The following is a 20,853-nucleotide window of genomic DNA, read 5'->3' as shown; positions in this document are numbered from 1 at the left end:
AGTTAAATAGAAAAATATCTGACTAAAGAGATTAAGGACTTATAAATAAGGACAAAAGAGAGGGAAACATGGGATTTATAGAGATTTTAAAAGCCATCATTCTGGGCATCGTAGAAGGGATAACCGAGTGGTTGCCGATTAGCAGTACCGGACATATGATTTTAGTGGACGAGTTTATAAAACTGAACATGTCGGATTCGTTCATAAAGATGTTCCTATATGTGATTCAATTAGGGGCGATTTTAGCAGTTGTGTATATTTACTGGCACAAATTGGTGCCATTTACATACAAAGACAAAAAGCTGGTGGTAAGGAAAAACATTGCAATACTGTGGTCGAAAATTCTGGTGGCCTGTCTACCGGGAATCGTGATATATGTATTGCTTAACAAGATCATTGATGAACTGTTCATGAATCCAATAACCGTTTCAGCAATGTTGATTTTTTATGGGATTCTCTTTATTGTGGTTGAGAATTACAACAAAAAACGAAAACCGGAAATCGTCAAATTACCCGAGATTACTTATAAAACAGCATTGCTGATTGGTTTGTTTCAGGCATTATCGATTATACCAGGGACTTCCCGTTCCGGAGTGACAATTATCGGCGGTATGATTCTGGGAACATCCCGAACGATTGCGGCAGAATTTACTTTCTTCATGGCCATTCCGGTTATGTTTGGGATAAGCTTTTTAAAACTCGTTCAGTTCGGATTTGCTTTTACCGGTTGGGAAGTGGTTATTCTGCTGGTCGGAATGGTTACCGCTTTTCTAACGTCAATACTGGCGATTAAGTTCTTAATGAACTATATTAAAAAGAATAACTTCAAGATTTTTGGATGGTACAGAATCGTATTAGGGGTGATTGTGTTAGCCTATTTCTTAATCTCCGGTCAATTATAAACCAGGATTTTCAATTCGCCGCAGGCACTGAAAAATATTAATATATTAAGGGAGGCAAAAATGATTGAGATTAATCAGGAAAAATGTATTGGCTGTGAAAAATGTGTCGAGGACTGCTTTCCACAGGATATTGTTGTCAAGAATGATAAGGCCGAACCTAAAAATGTCAATTGTATAAAATGTGGGCATTGTATTGCCATTTGTCCGGTTAATGCCGTGAGCATAACGGATTACGACATGACAGAGGTGAAAGAATATGATGCCGAGAGTTTTGCGATAGGCTCAGAAAAGCTGCTCAATTTTATTAAATTCAGACGGGCGGTTCGTCAATTTAAAGATAAACCGGTGGAGAAAAACAAGCTCGAACAGATTATTGAAGCCGGCCGTTTTACGCCGACGGGAAGCAATCGCCAGCCGGTATCTTATATTGTCGTTCAAGAGGGGCTTCCTGAGCTGACAAAGTTGGCCCTGGAAAGCCTGGATGATCTCGGAAAAAGCTATTTAAAAAATGATCAGAATGAAACATCATTGTCTTCATATTACGCGAAGCGGTGGTCGAAAATGTATGAAGACTATTTGAAAAATCCAGAATTGCCCACGAGTTTATTTTTTAAAGCGCCTAATGTTATATTGGTTGTTTCTGATTCTCCGATTGATGGCGGTCTGGCAGCATCATCAATGGAATTAATGACTCAGGCCCAGGGCTTGGGAATGTTTTACAGCGGTTTTTTTGTTCGCGCCGCCAACAACAGTGAAAAGATCAGGGCCTTTTTAGGTCTTGAAGACGATGCAAAAAAGATCATCGCCTGTTTGGTTATCGGTTATCCGGGAGTTGAATATCAACGAACCGTGCCACGTAAAAAACCGGAAATTTCATGGCGATAAAAATGCCGCTGGTTGAATATCGAAATATTGATTTGAAATTTGATGAAAGGACGATTATTTCAGGATTCAATCTTGAAATAAATAAGAATGAAAAAGTCCTTTTATCAGCACCGTCGGGAAGCGGAAAAACGTCCCTGGTTAAAATGCTGTTAGGTTTTGTTATTCCGAATAACGGCGAAATTTTTGTTGATGAAATGAAATTATCCGGGGATACGGTCAATCTTATCCGAAAGAAAATAGCCTATGTAAGTCAAGATGCCGACATCCCAAAAGGAATTGTCGGCGAAGTATTCGACGAAGTATTTAAATTTCAGGCTAATCGTCATTTGAAATACACAAAAGAGCATTTAATAAAGTGGCTTGATGATTTTTTACTGCCATCGGATACAATTGAAAAAGATGTGAATTCCCTTTCCGGTGGTGAACGTCAGCGATTGGCAATCATCATGGGAATTCTATTGGATCGTGATATTTTGATATTGGATGAAATAACAACGGGGTTGGACTTAGAACTTAAGAAAAAGATTGTGGATATCTTATTATGCTATGATAAGACGATACTGATTGTAACACACGATGATATCTATCATGGCCGAGGGCTAACGGAGGTGTCTTGGTAATGGGCGTTCAGGAAATATCATTTTACACACCATTCTATTTACTTGTTTTTATGATTCCACTCGTAATAATTAATTACAAGATGCGAATCAATATAAATAAACGCTTTATTTATGCCGTATTTCGGATGACGATTCAATTAGTTTTAGTCGGATTTTTTCTTCAATATATTTTTCTTTTTAATAACCCCTGGGTAAATTCGGCCTACATTCTTTTTATGATTTCAGCAGCTGCTTTATCAACGGTAAAAACCTGCGGATTAACCTTAAGGAGCCAACTAATCCCTATTTTACTGGGCTTTGGAATTCCCAATATGATCATGATTCTTTTTATTAATCAATTTGTTATTGGACTCAATAACATTTTTGATGCCCAATATTATATTCCCTTAATGGGAATGTTATTGGGTAATAGTTTAAGCGGGAATATCATTGGGATCAATACCTTCTATAATGGATTGAAAAAAAATGAACGAGAATATCATTACCGGTTAGCTTTGTCTGCCAATCAATGGGAAGCGACCCTGCCCTGGTACAAAGAAGCGGTTATAGCCTGCTTAAATCCCACCATTGCAACAACGGAAACGATCGGTTTGGTTTCGCTTCCCGGAATGATGACGGGTCAAATTTTAGGTGGTTCCATGCCGATGACGGCGATTGTTTACCAAATTGTCATTATGGCGGCGATCTTAATCTCTCGATACTTTGGCATTCATTTATCAATTCTTTTAACCCGGAAAAAGGCGTTTGATTCATATGATCGTTTAAAAATCTAGATTTTAAGGTGATTATGCAAAAAAATCGCATTATTGAAATAAATAGTTCATTTCTTTAGACTCATGATCATGATAGAATGAATAAAAATGGTTAGCAAGTAAGATGATGCGAGGTAAGATATGTCCTACAGCGATTTAAATCCGGAAATAGTCATTGAATATATAAAAGCATATACGAATATTTTTCCCGCAGAGGCAATCCTTGATGTCTATGAAATCGGCGGCGAAGAAGAAGACGGGGACGGTTTTGTCAATCACATTTATCGGGTTTGGGATAAAACCGGAAAATCAGTTATTGTAAAGCAGGCTAAGCCCTATATGCGCATTTTTGGAAAAGCGGCAAAACTGACGACAAAACGAAATCAGACCGAAGCGGCAATTATTAAGCTGAGGGCGGCAATCACCCCGGAATATTTGCCGGAAATGTATCATGTTGATCCGGAAAATAATTTATTTGTTTATGAAGATTGCAGTCGCCTGAAAATTATGCGTTTTGAATTAATTAAGGGAAAATCGTTCCCTGAATTCCCCAAAAAAATTGGGGAATATATGGCAAAATCAAATTTTTATACGTCTGAAATTTATTTAGATCAGATCGCACACAAAGCGCTGGAATGTAAGTTTATGAATCCGGAAATGCGACAAATCATGGAAACCGGCCAATTTTTAAAAAGATATCTATCAGACAATGAAAAGCTTGAGAAGCTTTCGAAAGTTGACCCCAATCATTTAGCGATGGCTGAATTGTTTTGGGATAAACGGGAAGTTCGGGTGGAATTGTTAAAGCTTCGGGCCATTTATATGAAAAGAAGCGAGTGTTTAGTCCATGGCGACTTGCATACTTCAAATATCATGATTGGCGAAAATGAGATGAAAGTCATCGATATGGAGTATCCTTTTATGGGACCGTTGTCATCGGATACAGGGTATCTTATCGGAAATTTGATTTATGAATATATTGCCTGGTTCCATCATACTGAAGGGACCCGGGAATCTCGAAAAGCCTATCGAAAAGAAATTATTGGTTACATAAGCGCTGTGGTCAATGAATATATCAGAGTCTATTCTGAATGCTGGGATAAAGATGCAAAACCCATTTATCGGGAGTATCCCGAATATCGGGAGGTTGTTCTTAAGAATTACATTAAAGAAGTATGCGGATTCGCAGGTTGTCAAATTGTCAGTCGGGTCGCAGGTTTACTTCCTCTGCCGGATTTTGATGCGTTGAAAAACCCCGTTAGCCGTAATTGCGCAAGAAGACTTTCCCTGCTTATTGCGGATGCATTAATTATGAGACGTGAAGAAGTGGATGCGGTTGAGGACATAATCAAAATAATCGAAACAATTACCTATCGTTATTTTGATGTGATGAAGGCCTTAAAAGGTCAGGATTTATCCGGAATTCGTGTAAAATGACAGACTGATCGGGAGGAATAATCATCAAATAAGATTGAATAATTTATAAAAAACAACTTTAAATTACTTTTTTGCAGAAAAAGTATTTAAGGTTGTTTTTTAGTTTGCTTTAGAAATAATTGAACAATTCTGTTTTTATTTAAGATAATAGGGTAAAACAATCACATAAAGATAGGAATAAAATTAAGGAGGAAATAATCATGAAAAAGAGCAAATTCACAGGATATTTATTGGCAATCACCGTTCTTGTGGTTTCGATGCTGTTTATGGGAGCGAGCTGCAGTGCTACTACCGCGAAGGTAAGCAACGCGGTAATGACAACAGGTATTGATGATAGTTATGCCCCCATTGATAATGTGACAGAATTTCCTGTTAATAGCGATGTTTATGTAGCTGCAGAGTTGAAAAATGCACCGAACGATACAAATATTACCTTTATATGGTATTGCGAAGGGCAGAAAGTAGATTCCATAACCATTACAAATGGAGATGTTAGCGATGCACCTCTGGCCGGTTATTTGCCAGCAGCACTTGTCACCCAGCCGGGTAACTATTCAGTAGAGATCTATATTGATGAACGTGATACGCCGGACACGGTCAATGAATTTGTGGTTAAATAAGAATTTAATGTGAAGAAGGTGATAAAATGGAAAAAAAAGAAATGATTGATAGTATTGCTAAACAGTATGAGGCTATTGGAATCATCCCTGAAATTGGTGGTTCATCAGATATTGCGGTTGATCAGGAATTGTTAGATGTAAAATATCCAACTGGGAAAATAAAAATTCATTATGAAAATGCTGTTTTATTCAATGAAAAAGAAGAAACCATCAATTTTTGGGAATTGACCAAAGAAATTAAGAGTGGCTTTTCATTTGGATTCACTAAGGATAGTTATTCACAAAACGGGTCGACATTAGCACGGAAGGTCAAGGCTGTGCAGTATAGTACCGATGGAAAAGCTTACGAATATGACTTTGATATAGGAAAGCTCAATCAAATTGTAAAATCTGCAGCCAAAGAAAATGGCTGGAAATTTAAAGTCGTTTTATCAAAAAAGAAAGCTTCATATTAGAAAAGTCTGAAAATACAAATTGGCAAGAGAATAGTCTTTTTTAAGAGTCGGAACGCAGCATGTAATCGCTGCGTTTTTTTAATTTTATATAATTAAGATTCGATAATAAATTTCTAGTGAAAATATTTTCGCTATTGTTAATAAATAGCACGGGAAGTATAATCACAATTATAAGCAGGTTTTGAATAACTCAAAAGAAAAAGGATAATAATTTGTAAATTTGTTATTCAGAATTGCTTTTATATTTAAAAAAACAAGCTAAATAATGCTTATTTGAGCAGATGAAAAAAGAAGGGTGATTATGGAACCTGAAGTATATAATCAATCAAATTTTGCAATTTCAAAAGCGGCCTATTTGTACTATATAAAAAATGAGCCCCAGACTGAAATCGCTAAAAAGATGAATATATCAATAACAACTGTTTCTCGGCTTATCAAAAAAGCCAGAGAAGAAAAAATTGTGGAATTCGTCATCAGAGATCCCTATATTGAATGCATGCACCTGGAAGAAGAACTACTGAATACATTTGGATTAAAGGACGTGATCATTGCACCGAATGATTTTTTAAATCATGTCGATGATGCGCAAAATACCGCCGAGTCGGTTAAGAAGCTGGTAGCCCTTGAAGGCGCCAGGTATTTGCAGAGAATTATTAGAAAAAATGACGTGTTGGGCATCACATGGGGCACCACGATGTATTATTTGATCCATTATCTAAATCCCTGCCAAAAAGTGGATGCTGCCTTTGTTACGCTTCATGGGAGCATCGCATTCTGTGATTCTGAATTAGATGTAAGAACACTGGTATCAAGAATGGCCATGGCATTCGGCGGGAGGCAATATTATCTTCTGACAGAAGCATTATTGAGCAGTAAAGCGACCGCTGATTCAATCAGAAATGAAAAAAACACGAAAGTTGTTTTTGATATGTTTGATAAAGTAACGATTTCAATCAATGGGATTGGATCGATGTATCCGGACTTGAGTTCCGTATTAGCAGGCAGAGATTATTTGACCGAAGCAGAATTGAAAGTTCTTCAAAGTGAAAACGTGTACGGTGACATTGCCTTGCGATTTATTAATGATCGTGGAGAGGAATGCGGCGGAGATTTAAGGGACCGAACCATAGCGATTGATTTAGAGAAGTTTAAGAAAATAAACACAAAAATTACCATTGCCTCCGGAGAACACAAGGCTCATACAATTCTTTCAGTATTAAAAGGCAATCTCGTGAATGTTCTGATTATCGACTACGCACTTGGCCGGGAAATTATGAGACTGTATGCAAAAGAAAAAGAACAGTAAAGAATTTTAAAATAGAAAAAATGCTAACCATTGCATTTTTAATAAAAAAAAAGGTGGTAAGAAACGGATGAAGGAGTATATTTTAAGTATTGACCAGGGTACTACCAGCATTAGAGCGATTTTCTTTAATCATGACGGAGATATTGTAAGCGTATTTGCAAAAGAATTTAATCAGTTTTATCCGGCTTCAGGATGGGTAGAACAGGATCCGATGGAGATGTGGGCGGTTACCGGTGAAGTTATTGAGAAAGCAATGAAAAAATCAAACATCAAAGAAGAAGAAATCATTGCGATCGGCATCACAAACCAGCGCGAAACAGCAATTGTATGGGATAAAAATACCGGAGAACCTGTTTACAATGCCATCGTGTGGCAGGATCGAAGAACGGCAGAATATTGCGATCAGCTAAAAGCGGATGATCCGAAAATTGAAGCAGTCGTTAGAGAAAAAACGGGATTAATGATTGATTCCTATTTTTCCGGTACAAAAGTTAAATGGATACTTGATAATGTTGAAGGGGCAAGGGAAAGAGCAGAAAAAGGTGATTTAATCTTTGGAAATGTCGATGCCTGGATTATGTGGAATCTGACCGGTGGGAAGACCCATGCAACAGATTACAGCAATGCTTCCCGAACCTTAATGTTTAATATTCATGACCTGAAGTGGGATGAAGATTTATTGAAGCTCTTGAACGTGCCGGCCAGTATGTTGCCAAAAGTTCAGGAAAGCAGCGGTCATTTTGGCGTAACTGCAAAAATATTTAAACGTGAAATTCCGATTACCGGAGATGCCGGTGATCAGCAGGCGGCAACATTCGGTCAATGCTGTTTTAAAAAGGGTATGGCAAAATTCACCTACGGAACCGCCGGGGTTATGACCGTGAATATTGGTGAAAAACCCTTCTTGTCAAACAACGGATTGACGACAACAATCGGTTGGGGGATCAATGGGAAGGTGGAATATCTTCTGGAAGCGGTTGCCTTCTCGGCCGGATCGGCCATTCAGTGGCTCCGTGATGAGATGGATATGCTTGATGAATCGCCAGATTCTGAATATTTTGCGTTAAAAGCGAAAATAAGCAATTGCGGCGTCTATTTTATTCCGGCTTTTACCGGTTTATGTGCTCCATATTGGAATTCCTATGCCAGAGCGACGATATTTGGAATCGAAAGAGGAACAACCAAGAATAATATTATCAGAGCAGTTCTGGAATCCTTAGGGTATCAAACAAGAGACATGTTTGATGCGTTCTCGGAAGACTTAGGCGAACGATTGTCGATATTGAAGGTTGATGGTGGTGCCTGTAATAACAACTTATTAATGCAATTCACTTCTGATATTGTCAATGTTGATATTGAAAGACCTGATAACACTGAAACGACGGCTGCAGGCGCAGCATATTTAGCCGGCTTGGCAGTTGGATTCTGGAAAGACCAGGACGAAATCGTTCGCAAGAGAACAGTAGACACGGTGTTTAAACCAAAAATGGAAGAATCATCCCGGGATGATCTTTATAAGGGTTGGAAACGGGCAATAAGAGCAACCCTTGAATGGTCAAATGACAGATAGAGCAGATTAATATATTATTTACTTTGGCAGCGCTTACAAACTTCGGGTAAGTGCTGCCGAAGACTATGAACATTTTTTACAAATAGAATATGGAGGTGACACCTTGAAAACAGACGTTTTAATAATTGGTGGTGGTGTAATTGGTGCTTCCATTGCACATCAACTGGCAAAATATAATATGGATATTATCCTGGTTGAAAAAGCGAGTGATGTGTGTATGGGAACCAGTAAAGCAAATTCCGCTATGATTCATAGTGGCTTTAATATTAAAGGCGATACGTTAAAAGGTAAATTAGCTTTAGAAGCAAACAAAGTGATCAAGCAATTATGTGACGATTTAAGTGTTGGCTATATAAAACCACTGGGCTCAATAACGGTTGGATTTGAAGAATCTGATCTTGAAAGAATGAAGGGAACCTTTGAAAACGGCACGAAAAATGGCATCAAGGGAATGAAACTCTTAAATCAGAAAGAGCTCCATGAAATGGAACCCAATCTGAATCCGGAGGCAAAATATGGCTTGTATGAACCTGAAACAGGAATTATCAATCCTTTCGAATTCACGGTAGCATTAGCCGAAAATGCAGTGATTAATGGGGCAAAAGTTTTATTGGAAACAGAAGTTTTAGACGTTATGGTTGAAAATAAAAAAGTTAAAGGGGTTAAAACAAACAAAGGTGATATTGAAACAAAAGTTATTATCAATGCGGCGGGGTTGTATGCTGATAAAATAGCAAATATGGTAGAAGATATTGATTTTGAGATTAAACCCAGAAAAGGTGAGTATTTTTTGTATGATAAAAAATGGCGAGGGATATTAAATCATCCGATCTATTCAGCACCAACCAAGGTTTCCAAGGGAATGATTATTGTTCCGACGGTTGATGGTAACCTGCTGGCCGGTTCAAACGCCGAGACGATTGATGATACGACTGATTTGGCAACATCATCAAAAGCGTTAAATGGGATTTATGGAAATACGATTTCACATTTATTCCCACAACTTCCAAGAATGGGGGATGTCATTACGACTTTTGCAGGATTGAGAGCAGCCAGCACGAATGAAGACTTTATCATTGAACCGGCCAAAACAGTAGCAGGATTCATTAATGTTGCCGGGATTCAGTCGCCGGGATTAACGTCAGCACCGGCAATCGCCATGATGGTTGAAGGACTGGTGAGAGAAGCAGACCATGACTTGGATTTCGCGTCGCGACCAAACTATGAGAAAGGCAGACAGGCACCAGTGGTTCTGGCGGACCTACCCTATGAAGAAAGAACGGCTTTGATCGAAAAGAATCCTGATTTCGGGGAAATAGTTTGCCGATGTGAATCGATCAGCAAGGGTGAGATAAAAAAGGCAATCCACCGACCAATTCCAGCAACGAATATTGATGCAGTCAAACGTAGGGTCAGAGCGGGCATGGGACGTTGCCAGGGTGGCTTCTGTGGTCCTAAAGTACTGGATATTTTAAGTGAAGAGCTGAAGATCTCTCCGCTTGAAGTGACGCAAAAGGGAGATAAGTCTTTTGTATTGGCTTCTAGGAATAAGGAATTATCTTTAGAAGAAGGAGACCGAAATTATGAAAAAATTAGCATATGATTTAGTCGTCATTGGCGGCGGTCCGGCCGGGCTGGCATCGGCACTGGAAGCCAAAAGAAACGGCGTTAAAAAAATACTGATCTGTGAGCGAGCGCCATATCTGGGTGGTATTTTAAATCAGTGTATCCATAACGGATTTGGTTTATCATACTTCAAGGAGGAATTGACCGGACCGGAATATGCCGAACGTTTTATTACAGAAGTGGAAAAAACGGATATCGACGTAAAACTGGGAACGATGGTATTGGAAATACTGGAAGATAAACAGATTATTGCGGTCAACCGAAAAGACGGAATGTTTATCGTCGAAACAAAGGCAACAATACTCGCAATGGGTTGCCGAGAAAGAACCCGTGGAGCCCTGACCATACCTGGTGAGCGACCGGCTGGCGTGATGACAGCCGGAGCGGCCCAAAACTATGTTAATCTGGAAGGATACATTCCCGGAAAAGAAGTCGTGATTTTAGGCTCTGGCGATATCGGATTAATTATGGCAAGACGACTAACATTAGAAGGGGTCAATGTCAAAGGGGTTCTTGAGGTTATGCCTTATTCAACCGGATTAGTCCGAAACAAAGTGCAGTGTCTTGATGATTTTGGTATTCCCCTCCTCTTAAGTCACACCATCACCGAGATTCATGGGAAAGACCGAGTTGAAGGGGTTACAATTGCAGCGGTTGATGAGAAACTTCAGCCGATCGAAGGAACAGAGCAGTATATAAGCTGCGATACCCTCTTGCTTTCCGTCGGATTAATACCGGAAAATGAATTGACCAACAAATTAGGCTGTGAAATGGATCGGGTCACCAAAGGGCCGATTGTTAACGAAAAACGGATCACAAATATTCCCTGGGTATTTGCCTGTGGGAATGTCCTTCATGTGCATGATCTGGTTGACAATGTTACCCAGGAGGCTGAAATTGCCGGTAAAGCCGCCGCGGCTTTGATCACCGGTAAAATGAATGACGAAGAAAAGATCGTGGAAGTTACCCATGATAAGAATATTGGTTATGTTTTGCCACAGCATTTTGATGCCTTAAATAATCAGGATAAAGTCGTTAAGTTTTTCCTGCGGGTAAAAAATCCGGATGAAGATATAAAACTGGTCGTAAAAGACAATTCTGAAAAAGTATTAATGAACGTTAAAAAATCAATCGTGGAACCGGGGACAATGATAACTTTCAATCTGCCAAGACAGTTTGTTACCAAAGACACGTCTTCAATTGATATTTCAATTGCCAGGGAACAAGCAGAATAAGGATGGAGGTGAAAAAGCCATGGAAGAAAAAAAGTTGATTTGCATTGGTTGCCCTAAAGGCTGCGGTATAACCATAAAACACACCGGTAAAACAATTAATGAGATTACTGGCTATACTTGTGATAATGGACTTAAATATGCAAAAACAGAGTTTACTGAACCAAAACGAATAATAACAACAACAGTCAAACTGAATAACGGAGCTTTGCCGTTCGTGCCGGTAAAGACAAAAGAAGCGGTTAATAAAGAAAAAATATTTGAAGTGATGAAAGCCATCACTCAATTAGCGCTGGATTCACCGGTTAAGGTCGGGGATATTGTTATGCCGAACATTGCCGGGACAGGTGTGGATTTAGTTTGCTGCAGAAGTATCAAAAAGGTTTCTTGATTAAGAAAGGAGTCCTGATATGAAGTACTATGTACGTTTGAGAGATGTTGAAGAAACGCAAAGACCGGATTATACGAGTCGCTATTTAGTCGATGAGAAAAATGGTTGTGTAGCTGGATGCAAAACAGGGATAAGCTGTCATATAAAAACAGCATACCCCAATTCACAGGCGCATGCAGATCAGGAAGGTTTTCTGGTTTTGGAAGGAACCGGATGGGCAAAAGTCGGAGATCAGGAATTTAAGCTTGAACCGGAAACATCCTTTATTGTTCCAGCCGGGGTGCAACATGCGCTAAAGAGAGACGAAAATTCAGTTTCCTTAAAGGTTTTTTGGTTTCATGCGGCAATCTAAAAAAGATTGAATGAAAATATTTTCCATATTGATAATAATTCCAATGCTGATTAGAATGTAGTTAAGGATCCTATTTACGCAATAACCAGTCAGTATTACCAGCAGAAATAGAATAATACAAACCAAATTTAAACACTCAAAAAGTGATGGAGGAAAAAATGAACAGACTGTATAGTAATGTATTGAACAAGCTTTATGAAGGTGCAGATGTTGAAAACTTAATCGTTGCAACTTATTTAGTTGGAGCTGAAAAGGATGAAGACCCAATTTTAAAAGCAGCCAGTATTGCCATTGAACAAACAACCGGCTCATGGGTAGATGTTCCCGGCGAAACCGATGAAATTAGAGAAAGATATGCCGGCAAAACAATCGGCGTATACGAAGTACCTGATTTTGAATTAAAAATGGATCTTGACCAAACGGTGCCTGATGGTGGAATGCGATTCTATATCATGAGAATCGGTTTCCCGGTCGATAACGTTGATGATAATTTACCATTATTCTTTGCGACAGTAACCGGAAATATCACCGCGATGCCTTATCTAAAACTTTTAGATGTTGATTTCCCTAAGAATTTTGTAAAAAAATTCAAAGGACCAAAATTCGGCATTAAGGGAGTCCGAGATCTTTTAGGTGTTTATGACCGACCATTGTTAAATAACATGATTAAGCCATGTACCGGATACACCCCGGAAGTCGGAGCAAAATTATTCTTTGAAGCGGCAGTCGGCGGGGTTGATATCATCAAAGATGATGAATTAATCGGTGGCGACCGAGTCTTCAACAAACTTGAAGACCGCGTAAAAATGAATATGGCAGCAGCTGCAAAGGCAGATGCGATTAAAGGCGAAAAAACACTTTATACGGTTAACATCACCGATGAGGTTTCAAGACTAAAAGATAATGCCTTAAGAGCAATCGCCGCCGGTGCCAATGGAATTATGGTTGATGTTTTCGGAATTGGGTTATCGGCACTGAGAGATTTGGCCGAAGATCCCAGAATCAATGTTCCGATTTTAGCACATTGCTGCTTTGGCGGAGCTCAATCAGTAGCCAAATATCAGGGCGTAAGCTCAGTTGTATTGACAAAATTAACCAGAATGTGTGGTGCGGACATCATCTTAATTGAAGCACCATGGGGAAAATTCGACAATGTTGAAAACAAATATATTTCAAGAGTCATTGCCTGCTCAGGTAAATTATACGATATGAACACGTCAGTACCATTTATGGGCGGCGGCGTTATTGAAGGTTTAATCCCGATCATTCTTGATAAAACCGGAAATGACTGTTTACTGGGTGTCGGAGCCGCTATCCACGGTCATCCGCAAGGACCAAGAAAAGGTGCGGTGGCATTTAGACAAGCTATCGATGCCTATATGAACGGACAGGATTTAGAAGAAGCCGGCAGAGAACATGAAGAATTAGGCATTGCCTTAGCTAAATGGGGCGTTTACGGAAAAGGAAACGTTAAGGAAAACTATCTGATCTAACGATGGCTTTTACCCCTTATTTAGGCCATAATAGACTTACAGATACAATTTGAAGAGAACCAGCAAACTTTATATCATAAAGTTTGCTGGTTCTCTTTTTCAGGTGGTGTTTTTGGGATGATTTAAAGTTCAGCGATTGACATGTTGTCATAAGGCGTTTCCTGATAAACGTAGTAGTTTAACCAGTTGCTGAACAGCAGGTTGGCATGTCCCCGCCACCGCACAACCGGAGGTTGGGTAGGGTCATCACTGGGGTAATAATTATTGGGAATATTAATCGGTTTTCCTTGGGAAATATCGCGATCGTATTCACCTTTTAGCGTTTCAGGATCATATTCACTATGGCCGGTTACAAAAATCTGGCGTCCTTTATGGGCGATTACAATATAAACCCCTGCTTCATCAGAAGACGCCATGACTTCTAAATCGGGATGAGCGTCAATTGGCTCGCGATCGATACCGGTGTGACGGGAATGCGGGGCAAAAAAAGTGTCATCAAAACCACGGAATAGTTTCACGAATTCTTTTTCCAGGTGATGCTCAAATACGCCAAAGACTTTATGCGGCAGTAAGTGTTTGGGAATACCGTAATGGTGATAAAGTCCAGCCTGGGCCCCCCAACAGATGTGCAGGGTGGAAAAGACATTTGTTTTACTCCAGTCCATTATTTCCGTCAGCTCGTCCCAGTAGTCGACATCTTCAAACGCCAACGTTTCAATGGGCGCGCCGGTGATGATGAGCCCATCAAAGTGTTGATCTTTTACATCCTCAAAATAAGAATAGAAGGAGCCCAAATGTTTGGAAGAGGTGTGGGTACTCTCATGGGTTTTTGTTTGCAGGAGCGTGACCTCAATTTGAAGGGGGGTATTTCCCAATAACCTGAGCAGCTGGGTTTCGGTTGATATTTTGGTGGGCATAAGGTTTAATATGGCGATTTTTAAAGGACGTATATCTTGCTGACTGGCCCGGTTTACATCCATGACAAAAATATTTTCATTTGTCAGAATTTGATTGGCAGGTAAGTTATTGGGAATTCTTATGGGCATAATTTCCTCCTTGAAGCGTAAGTTTAAAAAAGTTAATTGGCTTTTGTCAAAGCCTGATCTAAATCGGCGATGATATCATCGATGTGTTCAAGTCCGATTGATAAACGAATCATATCTTCGGTAATGCCGGCAGCAATTAGTTCGTCACCGGAAAGCTGCTGATGGGTCGTGGTGGCGGGGTGAATAACCAGTGATTTAGCATCCGCAACATTGGCTAAATGAGTAAAAAGTTCCAGACTGTCAATAAATTTACGCGCGGCTTTAATGCCGCCCTTAATACCGAAAGTAAAAATAGAACCCGGACCTTTTTTAAAGTATTCATCGGATAAGGCTTTATAGGGATTGTCCGGTAAAAATGGATAGTTAACCCAGGTAACTTGCGGATGCTCGAATAAAAAGGCAACAACTTTTTGAGTGTTTTCCAAATGTCGGTCTAAACGCAGGGATAGGGTTTCCAATCCTTGTAAAAGAAGGAAGGCATTAAAGGGACTGAGACAGGCACCGGTATCCCGAAGCAGCTGAACTCGAGCCTTTGTAATAAATCCAGCGGCGCCAGCATCCTTAGCATAAATCATGCCGTGATAGCTTTCATCAGGGGTGGTAAATACCGGAAATTTACCACTGGCGGCCCAGTCAAATGTGCCGCCGTCAACGATAATTCCACCGATTGTCGTGCCGTGTCCGCCAATAAATTTAGTCGCGGAATAAACCACAATATCGGCCCCAAAATCCAGCGGCCTGAATAAATAGGGGGTTGCAAAGGTATTATCCACAATCAGGGGAATACCGTTATCGTGAGCAATTTTTGCAACCGCTTTTACATCCACAATATTGATGGCGGGATTTCCTAGTGATTCAATATAAATTGCCTTGGTTTTGTCATTAATGGCTGATCTGAAATTTTCGGGATCATCGGGGTTAACAAAGGTGGTTTTAATGCCAAGACGAGGAAGTGTTGAATTTAAAAGGTTGTAGGTGCCGCCGTAAAGCGTTGATGCCGCCACGAACTCATCGCCGGTACCGGCGATATTGAGAATCGTTGCGGTAATGGCAGCAGAACCCGAGGCAAATGCTAAAGCGCCGACCCCACCTTCTAAAAGGGCCATGCGTTCTTCAAGAACAGTGTTGGTCGGATTCATAATCCGAGTATAAATATTTCCGGGTTCCTGCAAGCCAAATAGGCGTTCGGCGTGTTCACTGCTGTCAAAAACATAGGAAGTTGTTTGATAGATGGGAACGGCGACGGAATGAGTCGTGGGATCAGGGGTTTGACCGCCATGGAGTTGAAGGGTCTCGAATTTTCTGGTTTCTTTCATTGCTGTATCTCCTTGGATAATTATTTTTTCAAGTGCTTTTGCGGTGTAAAACTAACTGGAATTTTGCGATTTAGGTAAGCAGAAAATTACAAAAAAATATTGCATATCATTCCAGTAGGAATTAAGTGCAATATAACACAAAAAACAACGCGCTGTCAACCCTTTCCGTCGGTTCAAAGCGACATAAACAAAAGGGTATTTCAACCGAAAAGGAAAATCGATATTCAATAAAATTAATAAACATGAAAAATATTCATTTGACATTCATATAAAACAAGTCTATAATGAATCAAAATACAGAATTGCGATAGCAAGATTCGGGGGAAACCCTAGTTTAATCTTGAAAGGAATATCATGGAAGATTTAAGAAGAAACTTAAATGAATATTATTATATCAACAGCCAAAGCTATTGGTTTTTTAGCTTTGGTTATTTTACATGTAATAAATTAAGTTCCTTCGAGAGTCCAAACCCATAAGATATTTTTAAGAAATACATTTTGTGTTTTATAAAAGTTGATTTTTAGGAGACTTCCAAAGGAAGTCTCCTTTTTTTATTCCCCGGTGCACAGGAAATAAAAATAGATTGATTAGAATTTGGCCATAGATTAAAAAAATAATGGAGGAAAAAATGATAGTCGTTGTTAAACCAAATACTAAAGAAGAAGATATTCAAAGGTTAATAAAAATGATTGAAACACAAGGAGTGAAAATTCATTATTCAAAAGGGATTGATCACACTATCTTGGGAATCGTAGGGGATACAACATTGGTGGATGTCGCAAAAATTCGTTCGAATCAAATTGTCGAAAATGTATTACGAGTACAGGAACCTTATAAGAAGGCAAATCGTCTCTTCCATCCAGATGATACCATTATCGAAGTGAACGGCCGAAAAGTTGGAGAAGGGACCATTAGTATTATAGCGGGTCCATGTTCAGTGGAAAGTGAAGAACAGATCGTGTCCATAGCAAAGAGCGTCAAACAGTCAGGGGCGACCTTCCTTCGTGGTGGGGCCTTCAAACCGCGCTCATCCCCATATGCCTTTCAAGGGATGGGCTATGAAGGGCTGGAGCTTTTAAAAATTGCTCGAAAAGCGACGGGTCTTCCCATTGTGAGCGAACTAATGTCTTTGGAACAGTTGCCGGCTTTTGAAGATGTCGACATCATTCAGGTTGGCGCAAGAAATATGCAGAACTTTATTCTTTTAAGAGAATTGGGAAAAATAGACAAGCCTATTTTATTAAAAAGAGGCTTATGTGCAACCATGCAGGAATTTCTGATGTCAGCGGAATATATCATGAAAGAAGGCAATGATAAGGTTATTTTGTGTGAACGCGGGATCCGTACATTTGAAACAGCCACCAGAAATACCCTGGATTTAAGCTGCGTTCCCGTTTTAAAGAAAAAAAGTCATTTGCCGATCATTATCGATCCAAGTCACGGGACCGGTCTTTCCTGGACCGTAGAAGCGTTATCCAAGGCTGCCATTGCGGTCGGCGCCGATGGGGTAATGATCGAAGTTCATAATAACCCGGAAGAGGCTCTTTGCGATGGCGCGCAGTCCATAACACCGACACAATTCGATAGCATCATGAAAACTTTGAAAAAATATGCAGAAATTGAAAACAAGGTGATGTAATGAAAAAACGAGAAGATTCCATCGTCGGCTTTATTGGCCTGGGTCTCATGGGCGGTGCGCTGGCCATGGGACTCAGGAAACAAGGCCCTCGGAAAATATGGGGTTATGATATCGATCCAACGGTTATAAAAATGGCGATAGATCGGAAAGTCATTGATGAAGGGGCGTTTGATTCTGAGGGACTAAAAAAAATGCTGCCGCAATGTGATTTGCTTTTTATTTGTCTGAGTCCGAAGGATGCACTGGTGTTTTTGACCACATATATGGAACACTTCAAAACAGGAGCAGTCATCACTGATATCACCGGAGTAAAAGAAGTGATTATTAATAATCTTGGAAATCGCTTGAGAAATGACATTGATTATATTCCCGGTCACCCGATGGCCGGGAGTGAAAAAGAAGGATTTGGCAATGCTGATGACAGCATCTTCAAAAACCGCAATTATATTTTGACCCCGTTGCCAACAAATCAACCGGAAAATATCGAACTGATAAAAGAGATTGTCACCGATTTGGGATTTAATCATATTACGGAAACAACCTGTGAAATTCATGATGAAAAGATAGCCTTCACGTCGCAGCTCTGCCATGTCATTGCAGCAGCCTTGGTGGATTGTGAAGATGACCTTTCCATTACGGATTTTGAAGGGGGAAGTTTTGGAGATCTGACCCGAATTGCCATGATTAATGCAGCCATGTGGACCGAACTCTTTATGTGCAACCGAAAAAATCTGCTTAATAACATTGAAAAATTTGAATCAAGTTTGGAAGAAATGAAGAGAATGATAGAAGCTGAAGAAAGTGCGGAATTAATCCAGCGGTTAACAGCGGTTCGAGAAAAACGAATCATCATGGGGGAGATTCGAGAGGCGAAAAACTTAAAAAAAGAGTGAGTTTATTTAAGAATAACGGTTTGAAAACAGTTTCATCAACCTGTAAAAGATTACGCTATTGACTTAATTATTTTTGAGCGTATACTCAAGTTAATAAATCTTATGGTTCCCGTTTCAAATGGAATCATGAGCGGCAAGGGAGCAGCTAAATAAAAAATTGGAACCAAAAAATAATGAAATCATGTAATCTGCCATCAATTGGAATGAGAAACTTAAAAACAGCATTGGCAGTGTTTATCTGTGTGGTCGTATTTGCTTTGATGGGTCCGAATTTCAATCCCCTGTTCGCTGCAGTCGCCGCTGTAATTACGATGGAATCGAATATTGAAGAAACGGTAGAGAGTGGTTGGAATCGAATTTTAGGAACGATTATTGGCGGAGCAACCGGAATATTCGGCATTTTTCTTGCTAATTTAATCCCCTTCAGATATGGCTATGTTGCTGTTATTCCTTTGGGTGTAATGGGCCTGATTTACCTGTGCAGTAATTTAAAAAAACATGGCGCCATTACGATTGCCTGTGTGATGTTTATTAGCGTTATGACTACCTATTCCCAGGATTTGGGAAACTACATGTTGGCTGCAATGAGGCTTTTAGAGACTGCTTTTGGGATCATCGTTGCTTATTTAGTGAATCGCTTTATTAAGCTTCCCGAATGTGACACTAAAAAAAATCAGGAAAATCCCAACAAAGCAAAAGCAGAAAAGCGGTTAAGTGCAGATCAGGAAAAAAGCAATGAACGCCCAAAAATGAATGTCGCAAGTATCATATATATGATCCTTAAACCTTAGGTTTTACGTTGCTTCTAGATTTTTGTGACATCTAGAATAACTAAAATATATAATTACCCCTCCCCTTTAAAAAGAGACCACTTAGAATACAAGGTGGTCTTTTTTTAATATAAAGGTAATGCGTTCATACTCACTAGATGTATTTAGCGAAACACGAAAAAATTCAGGCCGTATGTTCTAGCGGTTTATCATTTTATTATTTATAGTCAACAGGGTTAATTCAGATGACCGATTATACTCATCTTATTACCGAAAAGCGATAAAAGCTCGGGATAAACGGATGGATGAATGCTCGCAATAACGGTTGTTGCCGGTCCGGTAGAATCATCAATATTCAAGTTGGTGTGGGCAGGATTAAGTTTGAGATCATAAATCGAAGCAAGATTATTGGCTTCCCAGAGAATACCCTTTGAACCGCAGGGAATAATTTCTTTAACACCGTCGGATTGAAGCAGAATTCGGAGATCGCTATAGTTTGCTATTTCAGCATCACTCTCAACAATCACAGCAGCGCCGTATTTAGGCTTGCCGATACAGATGATCATATCGTCTGCAGAAGAAGGAATGATCCGCAGCGCATCAGCGGTGCCGATGACAAAAATGCCCAAGGCGGTCATACTTGTTTTGAAATTTTCTTCGGTGGAGCCATTGATCGGGATATCCTCAATTCCAGCCCGGTGGAGTTCTTCCTGGATACCTTGGATGATGAGCTCTCCGGTGGGATGCATTTCACAAGAAACGGTATTGGAAAGTGCGACTACTTTTGCACCGCAGGATAATATTTCAAAGAGGCAGACCCGGGTGGCAAAGATAGAAACATATTTTGTGGGGATACTTAATACATCACCACTCTTTTCTCCAATGCTGCCGCTGCTGTCACATGCCGTGACAATCAGCGAATCGGGAAGTTCAATTACAGATAAGTCACGATATTGATAAGCTTTCATGAAGGCTCACCTTAAAATTGATTTTTAATAGAATCAGGCAAAGCTTTATAAATAACGGCAGCGATTAAGGCGTTAAGACCCCCAACCAATGCTAACGGCAGCATCAGCGCAATAACGCCGGCCCAAGTTAGGATCGGAACCAAAAGGGGCGAGCACAGCAGCAGCAGAATAGGACCATTAAATATCGTGGCGGCAATGACGCTGATGAGCAGTCCTAAAGTTTCATTTGCGATTTTTTTAACAAAAAGATAAGTATACCAGGTTCCAACCATGGTTAGGCCCATGCCTAAAGCGATGACGCAGTGAACGGGTAAAGTCATCGGAAATCCAGAAGTGGCAGCGGTTAAAAGATGACCGATGATGCCAATAATCGCTCCGAAAATTGGACCCATCAGAAATGTGCCCAAATAAGCAGGCAGCGAATCAAAGGCAATCGTACCAAAAATTTTTAATTGGGCGCCAATAAAAGATAGGGCGATTAAAAGTGCTGTAAAGACGAGTTGTTTCGTGGTGATCTTCATGTAATACTCCTTAAGTTTATTATAAAGCATTCTATTCAGCGAAGAAAAGTGGAAAGGA

General features: G+C 39.8%; 21 protein-coding genes. 17 read left to right on the top strand and 4 right to left on the bottom strand.

Annotated features, from left to right (window positions below; all coding sequences use genetic code 11):
- The first annotated feature begins 68 nt into the window (after window positions 1–68).
- From FZC41_RS04840 to FZC41_RS04775, 14 genes are all read left to right on the top strand, one after another.
- Entirely contained in the window at window positions 69–902 is an 834-nt protein-coding gene (locus FZC41_RS04840; RefSeq protein ID WP_148566258.1) for an undecaprenyl-diphosphate phosphatase, read from the top strand.
- 60 nt (window positions 903–962) lie between these two features.
- Window positions 963–1,787: a nitroreductase family protein gene (locus FZC41_RS04835; RefSeq protein ID WP_148566257.1), complete on the top strand. Its 825-nt coding sequence runs from the start codon at window positions 963–965 to the stop codon at window positions 1,785–1,787.
- Entirely contained in the window at window positions 1,778–2,407 is a 630-nt protein-coding gene (locus FZC41_RS04830; protein ID WP_148566256.1) for an ABC transporter ATP-binding protein, read from the top strand. The genes FZC41_RS04835 and FZC41_RS04830 overlap by 10 nt, the downstream gene beginning before the upstream one ends.
- Complete coding sequence (locus FZC41_RS04825; RefSeq protein ID WP_148566255.1) at window positions 2,407–3,180, top strand: ABC transporter permease; 774 nt, start codon at window positions 2,407–2,409, stop codon at window positions 3,178–3,180. The genes FZC41_RS04830 and FZC41_RS04825 overlap by 1 nt, the downstream gene beginning before the upstream one ends.
- 120 nt (window positions 3,181–3,300) lie before the next feature.
- On the top strand, window positions 3,301–4,596 hold the full coding sequence (gene mtnK, locus FZC41_RS04820) for an S-methyl-5-thioribose kinase (RefSeq protein WP_148566254.1): 1,296 nt from the start codon (window positions 3,301–3,303) through the stop codon (window positions 4,594–4,596).
- 200 nt (window positions 4,597–4,796) lie between these two features.
- The gene (locus FZC41_RS04815) at window positions 4,797–5,216 is read left to right on the top strand and encodes a hypothetical protein (RefSeq protein ID WP_148566253.1); all 420 of its coding nucleotides are present in this window, start codon (window positions 4,797–4,799) and stop codon (window positions 5,214–5,216) included.
- A 26-nt stretch (window positions 5,217–5,242) separates the two neighbouring features.
- Window positions 5,243–5,671, top strand: coding sequence for a hypothetical protein (locus FZC41_RS04810; RefSeq protein ID WP_148566252.1), 429 nt, complete (start codon window positions 5,243–5,245; stop codon window positions 5,669–5,671).
- A 301-nt stretch (window positions 5,672–5,972) separates the two neighbouring features.
- Window positions 5,973–6,977, top strand: a complete 1,005-nt coding sequence (locus tag FZC41_RS04805) for a sugar-binding transcriptional regulator (protein WP_148566251.1) — start codon at window positions 5,973–5,975, stop codon at window positions 6,975–6,977.
- Window positions 6,978–7,044: 67 nt separating this feature from the next.
- The gene (gene glpK, locus FZC41_RS04800; protein WP_148566250.1) at window positions 7,045–8,547 is read left to right on the top strand and encodes a glycerol kinase GlpK; all 1,503 of its coding nucleotides are present in this window, start codon (window positions 7,045–7,047) and stop codon (window positions 8,545–8,547) included.
- Window positions 8,548–8,650: 103 nt separating this feature from the next.
- Window positions 8,651–10,150 carry an NAD(P)/FAD-dependent oxidoreductase gene (locus tag FZC41_RS04795; protein WP_148566249.1) on the top strand — a complete coding sequence of 500 codons (1,500 nt, stop codon included), beginning with the start codon at window positions 8,651–8,653 and terminating at the stop codon, window positions 10,148–10,150.
- Entirely contained in the window at window positions 10,131–11,408 is a 1,278-nt protein-coding gene (locus tag FZC41_RS04790) for an NAD(P)/FAD-dependent oxidoreductase (protein WP_148566248.1), read from the top strand. Before FZC41_RS04795 ends, FZC41_RS04790 begins: the two co-directional genes overlap by 20 nt.
- Window positions 11,409–11,427: 19 nt before the next feature.
- Window positions 11,428–11,796: a DUF1667 domain-containing protein gene (locus FZC41_RS04785; RefSeq protein ID WP_148566247.1), complete on the top strand. Its 369-nt coding sequence runs from the start codon at window positions 11,428–11,430 to the stop codon at window positions 11,794–11,796.
- A 19-nt stretch (window positions 11,797–11,815) separates the two neighbouring features.
- Window positions 11,816–12,148, top strand: coding sequence for a cupin domain-containing protein (locus FZC41_RS04780; RefSeq protein WP_148566246.1), 333 nt, complete (start codon window positions 11,816–11,818; stop codon window positions 12,146–12,148).
- A gap of 158 nt (window positions 12,149–12,306) precedes the next feature.
- Window positions 12,307–13,641: a RuBisCO large subunit C-terminal-like domain-containing protein gene (locus FZC41_RS04775; protein ID WP_243136652.1), complete on the top strand. Its 1,335-nt coding sequence runs from the start codon at window positions 12,307–12,309 to the stop codon at window positions 13,639–13,641.
- 122 nt (window positions 13,642–13,763) lie between these two features.
- Here the strand turns inward: FZC41_RS04775 and metA are convergent, their stop codons facing one another.
- Together metA and FZC41_RS04765 are read right to left on the bottom strand one after the other, a co-directional pair.
- On the bottom strand, window positions 13,764–14,687 hold the full coding sequence (metA, locus tag FZC41_RS04770) for a homoserine O-acetyltransferase MetA (RefSeq protein ID WP_148566244.1): 924 nt from the start codon (window positions 14,685–14,687) through the stop codon (window positions 13,764–13,766).
- A 32-nt stretch (window positions 14,688–14,719) separates the two neighbouring features.
- Entirely contained in the window at window positions 14,720–16,003 is a 1,284-nt protein-coding gene (locus tag FZC41_RS04765; RefSeq protein WP_148566243.1) for an O-acetylhomoserine aminocarboxypropyltransferase/cysteine synthase family protein, read from the bottom strand.
- A gap of 629 nt (window positions 16,004–16,632) precedes the next feature.
- Between FZC41_RS04765 and aroF the strand changes: the two genes are divergently transcribed.
- From aroF to FZC41_RS04750, 3 genes are all read left to right on the top strand, one after another.
- Window positions 16,633–17,643, top strand: a complete 1,011-nt coding sequence (gene aroF / locus FZC41_RS04760) for a 3-deoxy-7-phosphoheptulonate synthase (RefSeq protein WP_148566242.1) — start codon at window positions 16,633–16,635, stop codon at window positions 17,641–17,643.
- Complete coding sequence (locus tag FZC41_RS04755; RefSeq protein WP_148566241.1) at window positions 17,643–18,536, top strand: prephenate dehydrogenase; 894 nt, start codon at window positions 17,643–17,645, stop codon at window positions 18,534–18,536. Before aroF ends, FZC41_RS04755 begins: the two co-directional genes overlap by 1 nt.
- A 173-nt stretch (window positions 18,537–18,709) precedes the next feature.
- A complete protein-coding gene (locus FZC41_RS04750; RefSeq protein WP_148566240.1) occupies window positions 18,710–19,327 on the top strand; it encodes an FUSC family protein in 618 nt (205 codons plus the stop codon).
- Between the two features lie 215 nt (window positions 19,328–19,542).
- Here FZC41_RS04750 and FZC41_RS04745 read toward each other — a convergent pair whose 3' ends face one another.
- Complete coding sequence (locus FZC41_RS04745; RefSeq protein ID WP_148566239.1) at window positions 19,543–20,274, bottom strand: alpha-ribazole-5-phosphate synthase; 732 nt, start codon at window positions 20,272–20,274, stop codon at window positions 19,543–19,545.
- An 11-nt stretch (window positions 20,275–20,285) separates the two neighbouring features.
- Window positions 20,286–20,795, bottom strand: a complete 510-nt coding sequence (locus FZC41_RS04740) for an ECF transporter S component (protein ID WP_148566238.1) — start codon at window positions 20,793–20,795, stop codon at window positions 20,286–20,288.
- Window positions 20,796–20,853: the final 58 nt, after the last annotated feature.

Origin of the sequence: Acetobacterium paludosum (genome assembly GCF_008086595.1) — a bacterium.
Taxonomy (GTDB): Bacteria; Bacillota; Clostridia; order Eubacteriales; family Eubacteriaceae; genus Acetobacterium; species Acetobacterium paludosum.
Note: the sequence above shows the minus strand (reverse complement) of the source record. Positions and strands in the feature narration are given on the sequence as shown.